This window comes from Aquimarina sp. (assembly GCF_977115655.1).
In genome coordinates this window covers 1-20973 of the sequence record NZ_CDSBKO010000028.1, presented here as the reverse complement: position 1 = coordinate 20973, position 20973 = coordinate 1, and the positions used below count along the sequence as shown (strand labels likewise).

The 20973-nt window shown below is 32.8% G+C and carries 20 protein-coding genes and 2 tRNA genes; 15 read left to right on the top strand and 7 right to left on the bottom strand.

The features are described from left to right. Position 1 precedes the first annotated feature (1 nt). The 3 genes from ACZIYX_RS12850 (at position 2) to ACZIYX_RS12840 (ending at position 1871) form a co-directional block, all read left to right on the top strand. On the top strand, positions 2 to 811 hold the full coding sequence (locus tag ACZIYX_RS12850) for a phosphatidate cytidylyltransferase (protein ID WP_462682648.1): 810 nt from the start codon (positions 2 to 4) through the stop codon (positions 809 to 811). Next, positions 801 to 1448 (top strand): phosphatidylserine decarboxylase family protein, encoded by a 648-nt coding sequence (locus tag ACZIYX_RS12845; protein ID WP_462682647.1) that lies wholly within the window; start codon positions 801 to 803, stop codon positions 1446 to 1448. Before ACZIYX_RS12850 ends, ACZIYX_RS12845 begins: the two co-directional genes overlap by 11 nt. Positions 1449 to 1604: 156 nt before the next feature. Next, positions 1605 to 1871 carry an acyl-CoA-binding protein gene (locus ACZIYX_RS12840; protein WP_462682646.1) on the top strand — a complete coding sequence of 89 codons (267 nt, stop codon included), beginning with the start codon at positions 1605 to 1607 and terminating at the stop codon, positions 1869 to 1871. Between the two features lie 51 nt (positions 1872 to 1922). On the opposite strand, the gene ACZIYX_RS12835 is transcribed toward ACZIYX_RS12840, so the two are convergent. Beyond that, on the bottom strand, positions 1923 to 4556 hold the full coding sequence (locus ACZIYX_RS12835; protein WP_462682645.1) for a valine--tRNA ligase: 2634 nt from the start codon (positions 4554 to 4556) through the stop codon (positions 1923 to 1925). Between the two features lie 126 nt (positions 4557 to 4682). On the opposite strand from ACZIYX_RS12835, the gene ACZIYX_RS12830 reads away from it, so the two are divergent. Further along, positions 4683 to 5084, top strand: coding sequence for a DUF1573 domain-containing protein (locus tag ACZIYX_RS12830; protein WP_462682644.1), 402 nt, complete (start codon positions 4683 to 4685; stop codon positions 5082 to 5084). 153 nt (positions 5085 to 5237) lie between these two features. Here the strand turns inward: ACZIYX_RS12830 and ACZIYX_RS12825 are convergent, their stop codons facing one another. Further along, a complete protein-coding gene (locus ACZIYX_RS12825) occupies positions 5238 to 6575 on the bottom strand; it encodes an aspartyl protease family protein (protein WP_462682643.1) in 1338 nt (445 codons plus the stop codon). A 137-nt stretch (positions 6576 to 6712) separates the two neighbouring features. On the opposite strand from ACZIYX_RS12825, the gene ACZIYX_RS12820 reads away from it, so the two are divergent. The 4 genes from ACZIYX_RS12820 (at position 6713) to ACZIYX_RS12805 (ending at position 9833) form a co-directional block, all read left to right on the top strand. Further along, positions 6713 to 7903 carry a pyridoxal phosphate-dependent aminotransferase gene (locus ACZIYX_RS12820; RefSeq protein ID WP_462682642.1) on the top strand — a complete coding sequence of 397 codons (1191 nt, stop codon included), beginning with the start codon at positions 6713 to 6715 and terminating at the stop codon, positions 7901 to 7903. Next, positions 7903 to 8916, top strand: coding sequence for a UDP-N-acetylmuramate dehydrogenase (murB, locus tag ACZIYX_RS12815; RefSeq protein WP_462682641.1), 1014 nt, complete (start codon positions 7903 to 7905; stop codon positions 8914 to 8916). Before ACZIYX_RS12820 ends, murB begins: the two co-directional genes overlap by 1 nt. An 88-nt stretch (positions 8917 to 9004) precedes the next feature. After that, on the top strand, positions 9005 to 9211 hold the full coding sequence (locus ACZIYX_RS12810) for a membrane or secreted protein (RefSeq protein ID WP_462682640.1): 207 nt from the start codon (positions 9005 to 9007) through the stop codon (positions 9209 to 9211). 37 nt (positions 9212 to 9248) lie between these two features. After that, complete coding sequence (locus ACZIYX_RS12805) at positions 9249 to 9833, top strand: RNA polymerase sigma factor (protein ID WP_462682639.1); 585 nt, start codon at positions 9249 to 9251, stop codon at positions 9831 to 9833. Here ACZIYX_RS12805 and ACZIYX_RS12800 read toward each other — a convergent pair. After that, complete coding sequence (locus ACZIYX_RS12800; protein WP_462682638.1) at positions 9825 to 10055, bottom strand: hypothetical protein; 231 nt, start codon at positions 10053 to 10055, stop codon at positions 9825 to 9827. The genes ACZIYX_RS12805 and ACZIYX_RS12800 overlap by 9 nt on opposite strands. Positions 10056 to 10710: 655 nt before the next feature. On the opposite strand from ACZIYX_RS12800, the gene ACZIYX_RS12795 reads away from it, so the two are divergent. From ACZIYX_RS12795 to ACZIYX_RS12780, 4 genes are all read left to right on the top strand, one after another. Further along, positions 10711 to 11559, top strand: a complete 849-nt coding sequence (locus ACZIYX_RS12795) for a M57 family metalloprotease (RefSeq protein WP_462682637.1) — start codon at positions 10711 to 10713, stop codon at positions 11557 to 11559. Between the two features lie 216 nt (positions 11560 to 11775). Then, a complete protein-coding gene (gene lipA, locus ACZIYX_RS12790; RefSeq protein WP_462682636.1) occupies positions 11776 to 12648 on the top strand; it encodes a lipoyl synthase in 873 nt (290 codons plus the stop codon). A gap of 22 nt (positions 12649 to 12670) precedes the next feature. Then, complete coding sequence (gene gap / locus ACZIYX_RS12785; RefSeq protein WP_462682635.1) at positions 12671 to 13675, top strand: type I glyceraldehyde-3-phosphate dehydrogenase; 1005 nt, start codon at positions 12671 to 12673, stop codon at positions 13673 to 13675. 31 nt (positions 13676 to 13706) lie between these two features. Beyond that, the gene (locus tag ACZIYX_RS12780; protein ID WP_462682634.1) at positions 13707 to 15929 is read left to right on the top strand and encodes a response regulator; all 2223 of its coding nucleotides are present in this window, start codon (positions 13707 to 13709) and stop codon (positions 15927 to 15929) included. 65 nt (positions 15930 to 15994) lie between these two features. Here the strand turns inward: ACZIYX_RS12780 and lpxK are convergent, their stop codons facing one another. Further along, positions 15995 to 17038 (bottom strand): tetraacyldisaccharide 4'-kinase, encoded by a 1044-nt coding sequence (gene lpxK, locus ACZIYX_RS12775; protein ID WP_462682633.1) that lies wholly within the window; start codon positions 17036 to 17038, stop codon positions 15995 to 15997. 142 nt (positions 17039 to 17180) lie between these two features. Here lpxK and ACZIYX_RS12770 point away from each other — a divergent pair, with 142 nt between their 5' ends. From ACZIYX_RS12770 to ACZIYX_RS12760, 3 genes are all read left to right on the top strand, one after another. Beyond that, entirely contained in the window at positions 17181 to 18275 is a 1095-nt protein-coding gene (locus tag ACZIYX_RS12770) for a Nif3-like dinuclear metal center hexameric protein (RefSeq protein ID WP_462682632.1), read from the top strand. Between the two features lie 3 nt (positions 18276 to 18278). Continuing rightward, positions 18279 to 19055 carry a zinc ribbon domain-containing protein gene (locus ACZIYX_RS12765; RefSeq protein WP_462682631.1) on the top strand — a complete coding sequence of 259 codons (777 nt, stop codon included), beginning with the start codon at positions 18279 to 18281 and terminating at the stop codon, positions 19053 to 19055. Positions 19056 to 19117: 62 nt separating this feature from the next. Then, on the top strand, positions 19118 to 20359 hold the full coding sequence (locus ACZIYX_RS12760) for a glycosyltransferase (protein WP_462682630.1): 1242 nt from the start codon (positions 19118 to 19120) through the stop codon (positions 20357 to 20359). 118 nt (positions 20360 to 20477) lie between these two features. On the opposite strand, the gene rpsT is transcribed toward ACZIYX_RS12760, so the two are convergent. From rpsT to ACZIYX_RS12745, 3 genes are all read right to left on the bottom strand, one after another. Further along, positions 20478 to 20726: a 30S ribosomal protein S20 gene (gene rpsT / locus ACZIYX_RS12755; protein WP_462682629.1), complete on the bottom strand. Its 249-nt coding sequence runs from the start codon at positions 20724 to 20726 to the stop codon at positions 20478 to 20480. A 36-nt stretch (positions 20727 to 20762) separates the two neighbouring features. Next, positions 20763 to 20834 (bottom strand) — tRNA-Glu (locus tag ACZIYX_RS12750). Positions 20835 to 20901: 67 nt separating this feature from the next. Continuing rightward, positions 20902 to 20973 (bottom strand) — tRNA-Glu (locus ACZIYX_RS12745).

Sequence of the window (20973 nt, the reverse complement as noted above, 5' to 3'; positions counted from 1 at the left end):
TATGAAAGAACTGCTTACAAGATCTCTATCGGGATTTTTATACATACTAACATTACTATTATCTATATTTATTTCTAAATATACTTTTATAGGAATATTTTTGATTTTTGGTATTATCGCTATATATGAATTTCAAAAACTAATACACCTTAAAAACAAAAGGCTTTACATTATATTTATTACCCTCCTTGTTTCACTAAACCTATACCAGGATCAACTTTATCTTTATGTCATCCTCCCTGTTTTAATACTTACTATTATTACAGAATTGTTTTTGGTAAAAGATCTTGTTACAATTCGAATCATTCCTATGTTCGAAAAAAGAAAATACTTTACCAGTATTTTTTATCTAATTACTTGTATAGTTTTTGCCACTCTCATCCCTAATCACACAGGAAAATATCAACCCATTGTAATAGCAGGAGCATTTTTAATTACCTGGGTCAATGATACTTTTGCCTATTTAGTTGGTAAAAACTTTGGAAAAAACAAGCTTTTAGAAAGGATTTCTCCAAAAAAAACCATTGAAGGATTTATTGGTGGTTTTATATTTTCATTATTGGCAGGATATTTAATTGCTGTTTTTTCTGAAATTTTATCTATAGGAATTTGGTTGATTATAAGCATAATTATGAGTATTTTTGGCACACTGGGAGACTTAATTCAATCTAAGTTCAAAAGGCAGGCTGGGGTAAAAGACAGCGGCACTATAATGCCCGGTCACGGAGGCATATATGATCGTTTAGATAGTATTATATTTGCAAGCCCGTTTTTATACGCATTTTTACAAATATTGAAGCATGTTTCATAAAGAAGGATACAAAATAATATCAGTAGCACTTGTTCTGTTTTTAGGGATCAATGTTGCTGCGTACGTTGCTATTCAAATCAAAGAATGGCAAATTGCAATATTGGCAATAACATTAGGTTTTTTAATTTTGGTGTTACAATTTTTCAGGAACCCAAAAAGAAACACTAAAATTAACGATGCTACCGTAGTATCACCAGTTGATGGAAAAGTTGTTGTTATTGAAGAGGTATATGAAAAAGAATACTTTAAAGATAACCGGCTACAGGTATCTATTTTTATGTCTCCTGTAAATGTGCATGTAACCCGGCACCCTATTGGTGGAGAAGTTGCTTTTAGCAAATACCACCCGGGTAAATATCTGGTGGCATGGCACCCTAAAGCTTCTGAAGAAAATGAAAGAACTACAGTAGTAGTAAAAAATGATCACACAGAAATATTATATCGACAAATAGCAGGAGCATTAGCAAAAAGGATCGTAAATTACGCAAAAGAAGGAGAAAAGGTAGTTCAGGGTTCTGATAGTGGATTCATCAAATTTGGATCCAGAGTAGATGTGTATTTGCCTTTGGGAACCAACATAAATGTTACTTTAAACCAAAAGGTAAAAGGAGGAGAAAACATTATTGCTTTACTATAAAAAAAAGATATACAAACCACAGATTTTGATCTATGCTAAAAACAAATCCATCTCTCGGGAGGTATAAAAAATTAGTATAAATTAAAAATAGTTCAACCGCCGTTTTTGAGTTTTTTTTGAAACAGACTCTCAAAAAAGGAATTTCGTTTTTCTTACATGACCGAAAAAGAATTAGATATCGCCTTTAATGATGCGTATGAGCGTGCCAGCAATACCCAAACGCAATTAGCTCCGGATATTATGCTTCATTTATATGCATATTACAAACAAGCAACCCATACCCAAGGTTTTTTTACGCCATCCGGGGATGACGAGATTAGAAATGCATTCAAATTAAACGCTCTTTTACAAGTAAAAAATATTTCTCCCAAAAAGGCTAAAATAAAATACATAGAATTAGTAAATAAGCATATTCAAGACTAAAAAGGAACATTTGTAATTTATAAATGTTCCTTTTTAGTCTTGGATATCAATTTAGTTCGATAAATTTTCTAAACTAGACTTCAAAGTAGCTATTTTAGCCTCTGCATCTGCTTCTTTCTTTCTTTCGTTAGCAATAACTTGATCTGGTGCATTATTTACAAAACGCTCATTTTGTAATTTTTTCTGTACAGATTTTAAAAAACCCTTGGTATATAACAACTCTTCTGTCAGTTTTTGAATCTCTTCCTCTACATTGATTGCTCCGGAAACAGGTATAAAATATTCATTAGATTTTACTCTAAAAGAAATTGCTCCTTCTACTTTTTCCTGAACATAATTAAATTCTGAAAGATTGCCAAGTTTACAAATTATAGCGTCAAAAACAGTATTATTGTTCTCATTATTGAGCACCGATAATTCAATAGCTTCTTTAAAAGCTATATTTTTTTCTTTCCGTATAGTTCTAATTCCGGAAATCACATCTGCTGCAACTTCAAACTGAGAAATCAAATCTTCATTAATCGAATCTATTTTTGGCCAACTAGTTATAATCAAAGCTTCTTCTTTGGTTCTGTCTGCTATTTGATGCCAAATTTCTTCTGAAATAAAAGGAACAAACGGGTGTATTATTTTTAGATTACTTTCTAAAACAGAAATTACATCCCGGTATGTTTTAGCATCTATCGGAGCCTGGTAAGCAGGTTTAACAGCTTCTAACAACCAACCACAAAAATCATCCCATATAAGTTTATATGTCGTCATCAAAGCATCACTAATGCGATATTTGTCATAGTTGTTTTCTAACTCTAACAATGCTTTCTGAAATTTTGACTTATACCATGCAATAGCCACAGCAGAAGCTTCTGGCTGATCAATTGTATCACTAACCTCCCAACCTAAAACAAGCCTTGAAGCATTAAATATTTTATTCACAAACTTGCTTCCCTGATCGCACAAATCCTCATCAAACATTAGGTCATTACCAGCAGGAGAGCTTAACAGCATTCCTACTCTAATACCATCGGCGCCATATTTATCTATCAAATCTAATGGATCCGGAGAATTACCCAGCGACTTAGACATTTTACGCCTTTGTTTGTCTCTCACAATACCTGTAAGATATACATTGGTAAATGGTTTTTCTTTTCTATACTCGTACCCGGCAATAATCATTCTGGCTACCCAAAAAAATAAAATTTCAGGAGCTGTAACCAAATCATTAGTAGGGTAATAATAATTGATTTCTTTATTATCTGGTTCCAAAATACCATTAAAAACACTCATTGGCCATAACCAAGCAGAAAACCAGGTATCCAAAGTATCCGGATCTTGAGAGAGATCTGCATCTGTCAACTTATTATTTCCAGTTTTTTCTTTAGCCAAAACCAAAGCATCTTCTTTACTTTCTGCAACTACAAAATCTTCTTTACCATCTCCATAAAAATAAGCCGGAATCTGATGTCCCCACCAAAGCTGGCGTGAGATATTCCAATCTCTTACATTTTCCATCCAGTAACGGTAGGTATTCACAAATTTTTCAGGAACCAGATTAACCTCCTTATCCAAAACAGCATCCAATGCCGGCTGGGCCAGGTCTTTCATTTTTAAAAACCACTGGTCGCTTAATCTTGGTTCTATAACTGCCTTGGTACGCTCACTTGTCCCTACTTTATTAAGATGTGTTTCTGTTTTTTCTAAAGCTCCGATACTTTCCAACTCTTTTACGATTTCTTTACGAACCACAAAGCGATCTTTGCCTTGATAGTGTAATCCAAAAGTATTTAAAGTAGCATCTTCATTAAATATATCTATTACTTCCAGACCATGTTTATCACCTAACATCTTGTCGTTTGTATCGTGAGCAGGGGTTACTTTTAAACATCCTGTACCAAATTCAACATCTACATATTCATCTTCAATTATAGGTATTACCCGATTAGCAATTGGCACAATTGCCTTTTTGCCTTTAAGGTGTGTAAATCTATCATCATTGGGGTTAACACAAATTGCTGTATCTCCCATAATAGTCTCTGGCCGGGTTGTTGCAATAGTAAGCGTATCTTCGGTTCCTTCAATTTTATACTTAAGATAATACAGATTAGCTTGTTTTTCTTCGTATATCACTTCTTCATCAGACAAAGTGGTTTTAGCCTCAGGGTCCCAATTTACCATTCGGTACCCACGATAAATCAATCCTTTGTTATATAAATCCACAAAAACCTTAATGACAGACGCAGACAAATTGTCATCCATAGTAAAAGCAGTACGCTCCCAATCGCAGGAAGCTCCTAATTTTTTTAACTGCTCCAAAATAATACCTCCATGCTTATGTGTCCATTCCCAGGCATGTTCTAAAAACTGTTCTCTGGTTAAATCATTTTTATCAATACCTTCTTCTCTTAGCTTGGCAACAACTTTAGCCTCTGTAGCAATCGAGGCATGGTCTGTTCCGGGAATCCAACAAGCATTATAGCCTTTTAAGCGCGCTCTACGAATTAACACATCTTGTATTGTATTGTTAAGCATGTGCCCCATGTGTAAAACACCGGTGACATTTGGCGGAGGAATAACTATAGTATATGCTTCTCTTTCATCTACTTCTGAATGAAAATAATCATTTTCCATCCAATAGGCATACCATTTTTCTTCTATCAATTTCGAGTTGTATTTTCCTGCTAAAGCCATACTTTGGTCTGATTTTTGATTTTTGAAGTGCAAAAGTAATTATTATATATGACAACCAGAAAGTCTTTTATGATTTTGCAGTTGAATAAAAAGTAAGTACTTTTACATTTAATAAAAACCTACGTTATGAAAAAAATAATGATAATTTTATTTATTGGTTTTCTTGGCACAGCCATATATGGACAAGATACCAAAGCAGAAATAAAATTCAAATCCGAAGTTGTTGACTATGGGGAGATAGCAAAAGGTAGTGATGGTGTTCGCCAATTTGAATTTACAAATACAGGAAATGCGCCTTTGGTTATTTCTAAAGTTTACTCAAGTTGTGGATGTACTATCCCTAAAAAACCTGAAGCACCTATTGCTCCGGGAGAATCTGGTGTTATTGAAGTTAAATACGACACTAACAGAGTTGGTCCAATTCGTAAAACTATTACAGTTACCTCTAATGCCGCAGATAATCCAACAATGGCTATAAAAATAAAAGGTACTGTCCTTGACGGAAGTGTTTTGGAAAAGAAAAATTAACCTCTTTATATTTTCAAAATATATATTTAAAAAGCCACTATATAGTGGCTTTTTAAATATGAAGTAGTTTAAACTTTTTTAATTCGCTATAAAAAACAACTATTTTTGCCAGAATCAAAAAAGTATAAACCACTTCTATATCTATCTTTTTTTCTAGAGTACTTTTTTAAGATAAAATTCATAACTTATTACTACTCCTAATCTATCTACTACCATCTTTATTTTTTTCCCTTCTTCAAAATAAAACAAATCATTCAGGCTGGAAAGCTTGTACCTGTATGCTTTTTTTCCATTTATTTCCAGTAAAATATCTCCTTTTTGCAAACCAACAAGTGCTGCCGGAGAACCTGATCTAATATCTGATATCTCATATTTTGGCTGAAGAACAAAATTAGTAGACAGTTCTAGTGTTTTTTTACTTACAATACCTTCCAAACCTATATAGACCCTATTACTTTCATGAATGTAAGAACCATCGCTCCTGGGTTTTTGAGAAAGTAAAAAGCCACTATGCTGGATAGTAAGCCCGCTCATGTTATAATGAAATGGTTTATCAAAAAAACTGTTCTTTTTAAAAGATATTTTTTGACCGGGATAATCTACAATAAGAGAAAAACGCCTTAAAATATCTCCTCCCAAAGATCCTTGCCTGTCCTCTAAAGATATGCCTTGTATATATATAGAATCCGGAAAAGAAGCTTTGACTTGTTTTAACCTAAAATCACCTATCCGAAGTTCTTCTATTTTGGTTTTACGACCATATATATCTCCATTAAATCCTTTTCCTAAAAAATCCCTGAAAGAATTATTACGTATAGAGATCCCTTTTTCTTTATTTTCAAACAACCACAAAGAAGAACCAGAACCAGAATCTATCAAAAGATTTACGTCTATAAGATCTTCGCCGGATTTATATTTTGCCGCTAAAAATGGTCTTTTCTTTTGATTTACAAAATTAAGCTTAGCTTGATAGCATTTTTTACATTTTTTATATATGTATGATTCCGGATTATAAACCCGTATTGTTTTTTTCATATAATTAATATCCAAAACAAAATCCTTAAAAAAATCATATCCTATAATTCCATGTACAGGAAACCCCATTCTTGGAGAAAAATTAATAGTCTCATCCAAAACCAAATAAATTTTATGATCTGAACTAACGACTTCGCCTATTTTTAACTCGTTATTGGTAGATTTCATTGCTTCTACCGGTTCATTATCCCCCAGCCCTCTAAGATGAATTTTTGAGGCATTTTTAAGTTCTAAAGAACTTTTATTATCAACGCTAAAAATAATTGTAGATCCAACTCCTGTGTCCAAAATAAAGGAAAGTTCAACCCCATTTACCATAACCGGAATTACAATAAGATTATTTGCTAGTTCGAATTTAATTTTTTCATATTTTTTTCCTGTAGGGAACACAAAACTATTCTGCGCAGCAAGAACAAAGGAAAAAAGCAAAAATACAAGTATTATTTTACTTTTCATGAATTGACAAAAATCTGGTGATAAAATCTTCATTACACTAAATATAGAAAAATAGTTGAAAAATTGCACCAAACATGTCTCTATTTCTTAAATTATTATGAAATTTGCCGGTATTTTATTTTTATAAATCAGATTAGATGCCAATAGTATCAAGTAAGGGTAAAGCTATGCCAGAATCTCCAATTAGAAAATTGGTTCCTTTTGCAGAAAAAGCTGCAAAAGAAGGTAAGCACATATATTATTTAAACATAGGTCAGCCAGATATTAAAACACCTGTGGTCGCGATGGAAGCGATACGAAATCACCAACTAGATATCTTAGGCTACAGCCATTCTGCAGGGTTTGAAAGTTTCAGAAAAAAACTCACTATTTATTATGCCAAACATAAAATCGATGTTACAGCAAATGACATCCTTGTTACTACCGGGGGTAGTGAAGCTCTTATATTTACCATGGGAAGCATCACAGACCCCGGAGATGAAATTATAGTTCCCGAACCTTTTTATGCTAATTATTATAGTTTTTCGACACAATCAACCGTTAAAGTAGTACCTGTAATATCTAAAATAGAAAATGGATTTGCTTTACCATCTATAAACGAATTTGAAAAATTGATTACAAAAAAAACCAAAGCTATTCTTATTTGTAATCCGGGAAACCCTACAGGTTACCTGTATAGTAAAGATGAAATAAAACAATTAGCTAAACTGGCAATCCAGTATGATATTTTTTTAATTTCAGATGAAGTGTACAGAGAGTTTGTTTATGACGATTCAGAACATTATTCTATTTTACAAGAAAAAGGATTAGAAGAACATGCTATAATTATAGATTCTGTTTCAAAACGATACAGTATGTGTGGGGCTCGTATTGGTTGTATGATAAGTAAAAACAAAAGCGTTATGCAAACTGCCATGAAATTTGCACAGGCCAGATTGAGCCCTCCTACCCTGGCACAAATAGCAAGTGAAGCAGCTTTAGAAACGCCAGAGTCTTACTACAAAGAAACTGTTGCAGAATATAAATCAAGAAGAGATATCTTAATTGCTGGTCTTAAAAAAATCCCCGGTGTAAAAGTAGCTATACCAAAAGGAGCTTTTTATTGTATTGCCGAACTGCCTATTCAAAATGCAGATCATTTTGCCAAATGGTTGCTGGATGAATTTGATTTGAACAAACAAACAGTAATGCTTGCACCCGCTTCTGGGTTTTATTCAAGCCCCGATAAAGGAAAAAACCAAGTACGAATCGCATACGTATTAAATAAGGACGATTTAACAAAAGCTTTAGAAATATTAAAATTTGCTTTAGAAAAATATACGGGTTAATGAGAATTGAGTACAATAAATCACTAAAAAAATACAATACTTTTGGAATCGATGTGATTGCTGCCAAATTTATCTCTATCAAATCTGAACTTGATCTTAATAGCTTACTAGCAGAAAATAGTACGAAACCCATTTTTGTTTTGAGTGGGGGAAGCAATATGCTATTAACAAAAAATCTGGACTGCCTGGTTGTGCATATTGCAATAAAAGGCATAGAAATTATAGAAGAATCAGACGATTTTGTTATAATATCTGTAAATGCCGGAGAAAAATGGCATGACTTTGTACAATATTGTATTAAAAACAATTTTGGCGGGCTGGAGAACCTCTCTTTAATTCCCGGATATGTTGGCAGTGCTCCAATTCAAAATATAGGAGCGTATGGTGTTGAACTTAAAGACACAATGGTACAATGTGAAACTGTTCATATCTCTACCAGAAAGAAACATGTTTTTTTAAATGAGGATTGTAAATTTGGATATCGTAACTCTATCTTTAAACAAGAAGCAAAGGGTAAACATATCATTACCAAAGTTATATTTAAGTTAACCAAAAAGAACCATATCCTGAATACAAACTACGGAGCTATTGAAAATGCCCTGGTAGATAAAGGAATTATACAACCAACTATTAAAGATGTTTCTGAAGCCGTAATAAAGATTAGACAAAGCAAACTACCAGATCCTGAGCGAATAGGGAATAGCGGTAGTTTTTTTAAAAACCCCGTTATCTCGACCCGTCATTTTACAAAAATACAAGAAAAGTACCCTGCCATCCCTTATTATCAAGTAGATCATGACCATGTTAAAGTTCCTGCAGGATGGCTAATAGAGCAATCCGGTTTTAAAGGAAAACGATGGGGAGATGCTGGTGTACATGAAAAACAAGCCTTGGTTTTGGTAAATTATAATAATGCATCGGGCACAGAAATATTAGATCTATCAAAAAAGATTCAATCTGAAATCAAAGAAAAGTTTGATATTATTCTGGAAACAGAAGTTAATATCATTTAAAGAAAGTACCAATTCTTAATTTTTCATTTATTTCGGGCATAGAAATACATTCTTTGTATCTTTGTACATAAATTTGATTTTTATAACTATGAAACTTTTATTACTTACAATAGGTCTGTTACTTATAGCTTTTGGGGGGATTGCCATTAAATTGTGGGCTAAAAAAGATGGTAAATTTGCAGGTACTTGTGCCAGCCAAAGCCCGTTTTTAAATAAAGATGGTGAGTCCTGTTCTCTTTGTGGAAAAACACCTGATCAATTTTCAAACTGTAACGAAGATGAACATTCTAAATAGTTCTTTAAATCGATCTATTTTGCTCAAAAAAAAATCATTGAAAAAAGAAAATCTTACGCTCCTAGAAGATCATATAAAAAAAGCCAAAGAAGGAAAACAAACATCTTTTAATTATCTTTTGGATACTTTTTGGAATGAAGTATATAATTTTCAATTAAAAAGAACTCATGATGAATATGAAGCTGAAGATATAACCATACAAAGTTTTTCCAGAGCATTTGATAAGATTGACACATTTAAGGAAGAGTATAACTTTAAAACCTGGTTAATACAAATTTCAAAAAATATACATATCGATTTATTACGAAAAAAAAACGCATCCATACAGTCCAAAACCACCACAAAAGTAGATGACTCTGTGTATAAAATCATTGATGACAATCCTACCCCTGAAGATAAATTAATTACAGAACAAAACCTTGCACAACTGCTTCTTTATATTAAACAATTAAAACCTAATTATCAAAAAGTAATCAACCTTCGTTATTTTCAAGAATTAAGCTATAAAGAAATAGCAATACAACTTAATGAGCCTATTAATAATGTAAAAATAAAATTATTACGCGCCAGAAAACTATTAGCAGAAATTATAACCAGTGCTGTGCAAAAAAAATCACCTTAATGTAAAAGACGTAAATTGCTTAATAACACTATACAACGGATCAATCCACTTATCATTAATCTTTTTATCGTATTTTACAAACTTTTGAACAAGTCCCTTTGGAGCAGAAATTTCTTTTTCTATTGCTGTAATATTTATATACTTTTGATTATCCAATAACCATTTTTCTACACGCTTTCTATTGTTTTTTATTTTTTTGGAGTTTACCAATTCTTCGAGCATGACTACATTAATTTCTCTTTATCTTAGACAGAATAACTAATAAATTAAGAAAAAATTTTGTGTTAACTTAATTTTAACTTGGTGTTAACGCTCTGTATGATTAAGGTTTTTCTGTAAACTAAATCATTATAAAATGAACAACCGCCCCTAATATCTCCTCAAACTTGTACCCATTCTAGCTATTAACACTTTAACCAGTACTATAACAAATAATACCATTTTAACTTTGAAATAGTGCGCATAGAAATTGAATTTATTTTTTAAGTATCAAGGCAAAAAGCTTGTGCCAGACTTGATCTGGCATCAAGCATAGCTATAGTTACGGTTATATTTTTTAACGAAGAATAGACGAAAAAGAAATAATTTATTAGTGCTATTTCAAAGTTAAAATGGCATAATATATCTAACAACATTATCATTACAACTTAGAAAAACACATATACTAATAGCATATTTTATCTTTTTACAAACAAAACATACCTTTTATTTAAGAATAACTAAATACTAATGTTAAAAAAACACCAAAAACAAATTATTAATAAGTCAAAAACGACAGTTCATGAAATAAAAACGACAGTTCATGAAAACAGTTCTATTTTTCAATATCCATTAAGATATATTTGAGTTATTCTTAACAATTTAATAACAAACTCAAATGAAAAATTACTTAAAAACTTTTGTAGCATCAGGAATTTTGATTTTTGCTTCTTGTGAAAAAGATTCAACTATTGAAACTACAGATGAGCTTTCTCAAGAAATATCTAAAGATGTTATTTCTAAAGTAGCAAAAATAGGCTTCAATCCTAATGGGCTAGAAAAACGAACAGTTACAGATATTGACGGAACTAAAGAAGAAGTGTACATATTAGAAGGTGATATCAAAATGACTTATGACCAAATCATGAAAATGGACATAGGTAATGGAGTACAAAGCAAACAATATCAAACCACCAATTTAGTAAGTACCCCAAGAACAGTTCGTGTTGTAGGATATACAGGAAATGACAGGTTTGGACTAAGTGCTGTAGCACAGAGAGGACTACAATATGCTGTAGCAAATTATAATGCTCTAAATATCAACATCCAGTTTAATGTAGTTTTTTCTTCTAGCTTTAATGCCAATGACATTGTAGCATATACAGAAACTACTGCTTCTATCATAGCTCAAGATGGAGTGCGTGGAGAAGCTGGTTTCCCTCAATCGGGAGAGCCGTTTAAAAGAATCAAAATTAACGGAGGTGCTAACAGAAATGATGATGACCAATTATTAGAAGGATTATTTACTCACGAATTAGGGCATTGTTTTGGATTAAGACATACAGACTGGAACACCAGAAAATCTTGTGGACAACAAGGAGAACCTGTAGGGTCTGATGGAGCTATTCATATACCGGGAACGCCAGGAGCCAGCCAGGATGATTCTTCTATAATGAACGCTTGTTTTCCTTATAACGAAGGTGAATTTGGACAATATGACAAAGTAGCTTTAGAATATCTGTACTAAACAAATTAAAAAACTGACTACTATATTAATAGTAGAAAAAGATCAAATCAAAATAGCATCCATTACAGTGGATGCTATTTTATTTTATAATCATTTCTTACAATGAGCTATACAAATAAAATAAACTTGTTTAAAACCTTATCAAAATCATAACTTTTAAATCTACTAGGTAGTAATCTAAGCTTTCTTTGTATTTTTGCTAAAAATATTGCTTGTATGAATAACAATGTTACTAGTGTATCGCCCCCTAAAGGAAAACCGAAATGGCTGCGAGTTAAGCTTCCTACAGGAAAAAAATATACTGAACTGAGAGGATTAGTAGACAAATACAACCTGCATACTATATGTACATCCGGAAGTTGCCCTAATATGGGTGAATGCTGGAGCGAAGGCACCGCAACTTTTATGATATTAGGAAACATTTGTACGCGTTCTTGTGGTTTTTGTGGTGTAAAAACAGGAAGACCTGAAACTATAGATTGGGAAGAACCCGAAAAAGTAGCTCGATCTATAAAACTTATGAATATAAAACATGCTGTCATCACCTCTGTAGACAGAGATGATATTTTGGATGGCGGATCCATTATCTGGGCAGAAACCATTCAGGCAATCCGAAGAATGAATCCTGATACTACATTAGAAACATTAATACCTGATTTTCAAGGAAAAACACATAATATAGATCGAATTATAGCTGTTAAACCTGAAGTAGTTTCTCACAACATGGAAACCGTAAAAAGATTAACCAGAGAGGTTAGGATTCAAGCCAAATATGAGCAAAGCCTACAAGTGTTAAACTACCTTAAGCAAAATGGCATAGAGCGTACAAAAAGTGGCATCATGCTTGGACTTGGAGAAAAAGAAGAAGAAGTAATACAAACACTTACAGACCTTAGAGCTGTTAATTTAGATATTGTAACTATAGGGCAATATCTGCAACCAAGTAAAAAACATCTTCCTGTAAAAGAATTTATAACTCCCGATCAGTTTAAAAAATATGAAGAAATTGGTCTAAAAATGGGATTCAGACATGTTGAAAGTGGCGCTCTTGTTAGATCTTCATACAAAGCACAAAAGCACTTAACGTAATTAAAAAAGCAGTACATACTTAATGAACACTCCTGTTAAAATTGCCATTAATGGCTTTGGAAGAATCGGTCGTAATTTATTTAGGCTATTAATAAATCACCCTCAAATACAAGTTGTTGCTATAAATGATCTTGCAGATGCAAAAACCCTGAGCCACCTATTAAAATACGACAGTATACACGGTATACTTCCTTATGAAGTAACGCATAATCAGGATTATATTATAGTTCAAAACAAAGCCACTCCGTTACTTAACAAAAAAGATCCGGAGCATTGCAACTGGGAGATATACGATGTAGATATAGTTATAGAATCTACCGGTAAATTCAAAACCAAATCTGATGCAGAAAAACATTTGAAAGCCGGTGCAAAAAGAGTTATTCTTTCTGCCCCAGCAATAGAGGATAGTATCAAAACCATTGTAATGGGGGTTAATGACCACATACTGGACGGATCAGAAACCATACTATCAAATGCATCCTGCACCACCAATAACGCTGCACCAATGATCAAGGTAATTAATGATCTGTGTGGTGTAGAACAAGCATATATTACTACCATACACAGTTACACCACAGACCAGAGCTTACACGATCAACCACACAGAGACTTAAGACGTGCACGAGCTGCCGGTCAATCTATCGTTCCTACAACCACAGGGGCAGCAAAAGCTTTGACAAAAATATTTCCAGAATTAAGCAATGTCATAGGGGGGTGTGGCATAAGAGTTCCTGTTCCTAACGGATCCCTTACCGACATTACATTTAATGTAAAAAAAATAACTTCGATACAAGAAATTAATGACGAATTCAAAAAAGCTTCTGAAACAAACTTAAAAGGTATTTTATCTTATACTGAAGACCCTATCGTTTCTGTTGATATTCTGGGCAATCCGTACTCCTGCACGTTCGATTCTTTAATGACTTCTGTAATAGGGAAAATGGTAAAAATCATAGGATGGTATGACAATGAAATTGGGTATAGTAACAGAATAATAGATTTAATTATTAACATTTGTAAGAAATAACTATCTTAGTTGACATATTTCATAAGAAAAAATGCCAACCCAAATCAAATATTATATAATTAAAATTTTTCTTGCTTGTTGTTTTTTTAGTTTCTCCCAAACTGCAGAGCATCTACAAAAAACCCCAATACAAGACTCGATTGATAATTATCTTACTAATGCCTCTCGGTCTATTGACAAAGCCAGCCTGGAACCTGCACTTTCTAATATTATAAACGCCAAAGAACTTGCAGTCCTAAAACAGGATAAAAAATATATTGCAAAAACCAACATGATACTTGCAAAATTGTATCGTGAACTAGGAGATTTAAAAAAAGCCGAGCAACTAATCCTTGATGCTATTACGTTTCAAAAAGAAAACAATGACCCCTATATGCTATCCAGCTCCTATACGATTTATGGATCTATAGCTATAAAGCTTAAAAAATACAATACTGCTTTAAAAACCCTGGAAGAAGCACTAATATTAACCAGAAAGAATAAAATCAAAGATCAGGAAGGTATTATAAAACTATATATGGGGCTTTTGGCACTTGCACAAAAGCAACCCGAATTAGCTATACAACATTTTAATAGCGGACTTCCTATAATACACTCTTTTGACCAATATTACTACAAGGCAAAACTGTATATAAACAAAGCCCAAGCACAGCTATCCCTTAATAAACCAGACGAAGCAAAACAAACAAATGACCTGGCTATGCAAATTGGCATAGAAATGGGCTATTCAGAAATACGATCTGAATGCTTTGAATTATATAGCCAGATATATGAAAAAAAACAAGAATACCCTATATCTTTATTTAATCTTAGAGCACACGAAAAAATAAAAGACTCTTTATTTAATACTAATAAAGAAATTATAGCACAGGAAGCCGGTGCCAAGCTAAATCTAAATGAACATAATGTTTTAATTGAAGAACTAACCGAAGAAAACATCCAACAACAAAGGTCTTTAAAATTAGGTCGACTAACAACAATACTAAGTATTGCTTTGATCACCATATTATCGCTATTAACACTTTCTTTATATAAAAACAATAATTTAAGGGCTAGGGCAAACGAGTTATTGCAAAATAAAAATAGTGAACTTATACTTGCTAAAGAAAATGCCGAAAGGGCAAGCGAAGCAAAAGTTCAGTTTTTATCCACCATTACCCACGAATTAAGAACACCACTATACGCTGTTACAGGATTAACTCATTTGTTACTCGAAGAAAGCCCCACTCCCAACCAAAAAGAACATCTTAATTCTCTTAAATTTTCTGGAGAATACCTTTTGTCACTAATAAACAACATATTAGACCTCAATAAATTAGAAGCAAATAAGGTAGAGGTAGAAAACACCTCGTTTAACCTGAAAAAACGAATAAACGATGTTCTAATCGCTTTGGGCAAGTCTGCAAAAGACAGAAACAATAATCTACATTATGAATTTGACGAATCCATACCTCCAAAACTTAAAGGAGATCCTTTAAAAATTTCTCAAATCCTTATCAACCTTATTGGTAACTCTATAAAATTTACACAAAATGGAGATATCTGGATTCGGGTAAAAAAAATCAACCAAATCGAAAATAAAATATTTCTCAGTTTTGAAATTAAAGATAATGGTGTTGGCATATCTGAAAAAAAACAACTTACAATTTTTGAAAATTTCACACAAGGTTCTGTGCAAATCAACAGAAAATTTGGAGGAACAGGACTCGGCTTGTCTATCGTTAAAAACTTATTATCACTAATGGATAGTGAAATAAAACTAAAAAGTGAATTAGATAAAGGATCTACATTTTCATTTGATCTAAAGTTTGATATTTTTGAAGATAAAAGCACTGATTATACTGAAGAGGCTAAAAAAATTGATTATGATCTAATGATTGACAAATACATTTTAGTCGTTGAAGACAATAAAATCAATCAATTAATTACCCGAAAAATACTAGAGAAAAATAAAATAAAGTGCGATGTAGCAGACAATGGCGATATTGCTGTATCAAAAACCAAAGAAAGCTCCTTTGATTTAATCCTTATGGATATCCACATGCCGGGAATTAGCGGAATAGAAGCTACCAGACAAATAAGAGCTTTTAATAAAGATATACCCATTATTGCATTAACCGCAGTTACACTGGATGATAATCTGGAAGAATTTTATGAAAATGGTTTTAATGATATTATACCCAAACCATATAAAACTGAAGAGTTTTTTACAAAACTTCACAAAGCACTAATAAAAAATCAAACTACAGCCTGATTTTCGGCATAATATTTGGTGATGCCTTAGTTGGTTTATATTAATACTTATAAACCACATTTGAGTTAGCCAAAACTTATATAAAAAATGAGACCAAATAAGGTCTCATTTTTTATATAATCTAATATTTTATCATCAAAAATGTTTGAATTATCCACAAACATCATCCGCATAGGTTGATACCACAATCTGTCAGAAATATCTTTATTTAATCTAACATAATCTTTTTCTGTAGTAATTATAAATTCAAGATCATTTAACTTTTTCAAATCCTCATGAGTAAAATTATGATGGTCAGGAAAACCAATGTGGTCAAATTTTAAACCTAATGACACATAATAATCCAATAAAGGTTTTGGATTTGCAATACCCGTTACCAAAGTAAAATTTATATCCTGCAAAGAATCCAACGTTTTTATCCCAGAAGCATTTACAATATGCTCTTGGTAATCAATTGTTGCAAAAAACAGATGTTGATTATATTGAAGCTTAAGTTTTTTAGCAATTATCCCTCTTTCTTCAAAAGAGATATCCTTAGGGCACTTTGTAACAACAACTATATTTGCTCGATTAGCCCCTTTTCTTGGTTCTCTTAAATTTCCGGTAGGCAAAACTATATCATCACAATAAAGATCATAATACGCGGTAAGCAAAATATAAAAACCTGCTTTTACCTTACGATGTTGGTATGCATCATCCAGCACAATAACCTCTGGCTGAGGGGATAATGACCGTAAATTTGATATCCCGTTTCGCCTGTCTTCATCTACAGAAACTATAACATCTTCAAATTTTTTTTTAAACTGAAGAGGCTCATCCCCTACCTGTTTTGCAGTACATGAAGGCATTACTACCTGAAACCCCTTTGTTTCCCTTTTATACCCCCTGCTAAGTGTTGCTAACACAACTTTATTTTTAAGCAACGAAATTAAATATTCTACCATTGGTGATTTACCTGTGCCCCCAACACTTAAATTACCAACAACAATAACCGGAAAATGATATGTGGCCGATTTTTTTATTCCAAAATCATACATCCTATTTCGCAACCATGTAACCAAATAATAAAAAGGAACAAAAGGCAAAAGTAATTTTCGAAGTAAATTCACGTACTTAATATTTTCAATAATATATTTATTCAACAAAAGTATAAAACGAAACTTTGATTATTGACAAAAGTTTTTTTACATTCCATTTTTATTACAAGAAATAGTATTTCTTTTATTTTAACAAAAACAAACACCTATCCTAATGCAAATAAAAGAAGTTATTGATCACCTGGAAGATTTAGCCCCCACAGCTTATGCTGAGGATTTTGACAATATTGGTTTATTGGTAGGAGAACCCGAAACTATCGTAACCGGAGTTTTGGTAACCCTGGACACTCTGGAAAGCACAATAGACGAAGCTATTCAAAATAACTGTAATCTAATTATTAGTTTTCATCCTATTGTTTTTAAAGGAATAAAAAAGTTTAATGGTACTAATTATGTAGAACGAGTGGTAATCAAAGCTATCAAAAACGATATTGCCATTTTTGCCATTCATACCGCCCTGGACAACTCCTTATATGGTGTAAACAATATGATCTGTGAACAATTAGGATTAATAAACCGTAAAATCCTTATTCCGCAAAGCGGAAACATAAAAAAACTAGTAACCTACGCCCCTGTTGATCAAGCCGAAAAATTGCTTAGCAAACTTTTTGAAGCCGGAGCAGGAACGATTGGCAACTATGATAATTGTAGTTTTTTGTCTAACGGAACAGGCTCTTTTAAACCTAAAGAAGCCGCTAACCCGGTTATTGGTGAAATAGGAAAAACCCATAAAGAAAAAGAAACACAGATTCAGGTTACCTATCCAAAACATTTTGAAAGCAAAATACTAAAAGCTCTTTTTGAAAACCACTCTTATGAAGAAATAGCATACGAAATCACCACACTAGAAAATAAAAATCAAAACATTGGAATGGGAATGATTGGAGAGCTTCCTGATCCTGCAAAAGAAATTGATTTTTTAAAACACATTAAAAAGGTTTTTGGTTCTGGCTGTATCAGACATTCGTCTTTATTAAACAAACCCATAAAAAAAGTAGCTGTATTAGGAGGTAGCGGAAGTTTTGCGATTAGTAATGCACAACGTGCAGGAGCAGATATTTTTATCACTGCCGACTTAAAATACCATCAATTTTATGAGGCAGAAAAAAGGCTTATACTTGCCGATATTGGTCATTATGAAAGTGAGCAGTACACAAAAAACTTAATTGTTAGTTATCTTCAAAAAAAAATCAGTAATTTTGCAATCATTTTATCGGATAAAAATACCAATCCTATTCAATACATATAAAATATGGCAAAGAAAGAAGTTACTGTTGAGCAAAAATTAAGAGCTTTATATGACTTGCAATTAATTGACTCTAGAGTTGATGAGATCAGAAATGTGCGCGGAGAGTTACCCTTAGAGGTGGAAGATCTTGAAGATGAAGTAGCCGGATTAAACAAAAGATTAGAAAAGTTAAACAATGACCTTGACACTATAGATGAAGGCATTAAAACTAAAAAAAATCTGATCGAAGAAGCAAAAGCACTGATCAAAAAGTACGGAGAACAACAAAAAAATGTTCGCAACAATCGTGAGTACAATTCTCTGAGCAAGGAAATCGAGTTTCAGGAATTAGAAATCCAATTGGCCGAAAAGCACATCAAAGAGCACAAAGTTCAAATTATTCAAAAAAACGAAATCATTGACCAAACCAAAGGAAAACTTGCTGAACGCAACAATCACCTTAGTCATAAAAAAGGAGAACTTGATGCAATTTTAGCAGAAACAGAAAAAGAAGAACAAGCTTTACTATCCAAATCTGAAGACTATCAAAGAGAGATCGAAGAGCGTCTGGTATCTGCATATAAAAGGATCAGAGAGAATGTAAAAAACGGGCTTGCTGTTGTAGCTATCGAGCGTGGAGCATCCGGAGGGTCTTTCTTTACTATCCCTCCTCAAGTTCAAATGGAAATTGCTTCTCGTAAAAAAATTATTACAGATGAGCATAGTGGCAGAATCCTGGTAGACCAAGAACTTGCCAGAGAAGAAAAAGAAAAAATGCAAGCACTTTTTTCTAAATTATAGCAAAAAGCACTTAAACAACATACAGCCTCAGTTAAACTGAGGCTTTTTTGATTTTACAAACAATGAACCATATTCTTATCATAGGATTTGTTTGGCCAGAACCCAACTCCTCGGCTGCAGGAAGCAGAATGATGCAACTTATAGAATTATGCATCTCTCAAAACTGGAAAATAACCTTTGCCAGCCCTGCTACAGAAACAAAACACATGTTCAACCTTAAGGACATCAATATATCTACAGCAATCATAAAACCAAATAGCACCTGCTTTGACACTTATCTAAAAAAAATCCGTCCTGATATCGTTTTATTTGACAGATTTATCATGGAAGAACAGTTTGGATGGAGAGTATCCCAGCAATGCCCGGAGGCTATAAAAATATTAAATACAGAAGATCTTCATTGCCTTAGAAAAACACGTCAGGAATGTTTTAAAAACAAAAAAGAATTTGAAATCAAAGATCTCATAAATAACGAATATACCAAAAGAGAGATCGCTAGCATATACCGGTGTGACCTTTCTTTAATTATTTCAGATTTTGAAATGAAAATATTGAAGGATATTTTTAAGATAGACAAAAACCTGCTACTACATATTCCTTTTTTATTAGAACCAATAACTACCAAAACAAAAAAAGAGTGGCCAAATTATTATAGCAGAAAACATTTTATTACTATTGGCAATTTTCGTCATGAACCAAACTGGAACAGCGTTTTATATCTTAAAGAAACCATCTGGCCTTTAATCCAAAAAGAACTTCCGGAAGCCGAACTACATATCTATGGGGCATACCCTCCTCAAAAAGCGACTCAATTACACAATCCAAAGCACAGATTTTATATTAAGGGGTGGACAAAAAATGCAAACGAAGTTATGCAAAAGTCCAGGGTTTGTCTTGCTCCATTGCGATTTGGCGCAGGCATTAAAGGGAAATTAGCAGAAGCAATGCTTTGTGGTACACCTAGTATAACAACAACAATTGGAGCAGAAGGAATGCTTAATGAAGAATCAGACTGGAATGGTTTTATCACAAACGACCCTATAGAATTTGCCAAAGCAGCCATACACGTATATTCTAACCCAAGTATCTGGCATCAAGCGCAACAAAATGGAATAGAGATCATAAATACCATGTTTCAAAAAAAAACATTTTCTGTTTTATTTACAGATCAAATTTTAAAAATACAAAACGACATAAAACAGCACAGGGACAATAACTTTATAGGTTCAATGTTGCAATACCACGCTATTAGAAGTACAGAATTTATGTCTCGCTGGATAGAAGAAAAAAACAAAACAAAATAATCTGTTCTGTTTTACACTCAATACTTTATCAAAAAATATTTTTTTTCAATATCAAAAACAAAAAAGCCTTTCCACATAATATGAAAGGCTTCTGTATTTTAAATACGCAAGCATTTTATTACAATGCAGCTACGTGTTTTGCTAATTGAGATTTTAGGTTAGCCGCTTTGTTTTTATGAATAACATTATTTTTAGCTAACTTATCCAACATAGAAACAACAGTAGGAAACAAAGTCTCTGCCTCTTTCTTTTCAGACTCACGTAGCTTTTTTATAGCATTACGTGTAGTTTTATGCTGATATCTGTTTCTAAGACGCTTTGTCTCGTTACTTCTAATTCTTTTTAATGCTGACTTATGATTTGCCATCTCTCTCTCTATTAAATTTCTTTACTATAAAATTCGTAGCCCGTAGGGGAATCGAACCCCTCTTACCAGGATGAAAACCTGGCGTCCTAGCCGATAGACGAACGGGCCATTTTCCTTTTCAAGGATTGCAAATTTATAGCTTTTACTTTAAACCTGCAATTAATTTCATTATTTGTAGCCCGTAGGGGAATCGAACCCCTCTTACCAGGATGAAAACCTGGCGTCCTAACCGATAGACGAACGGGCC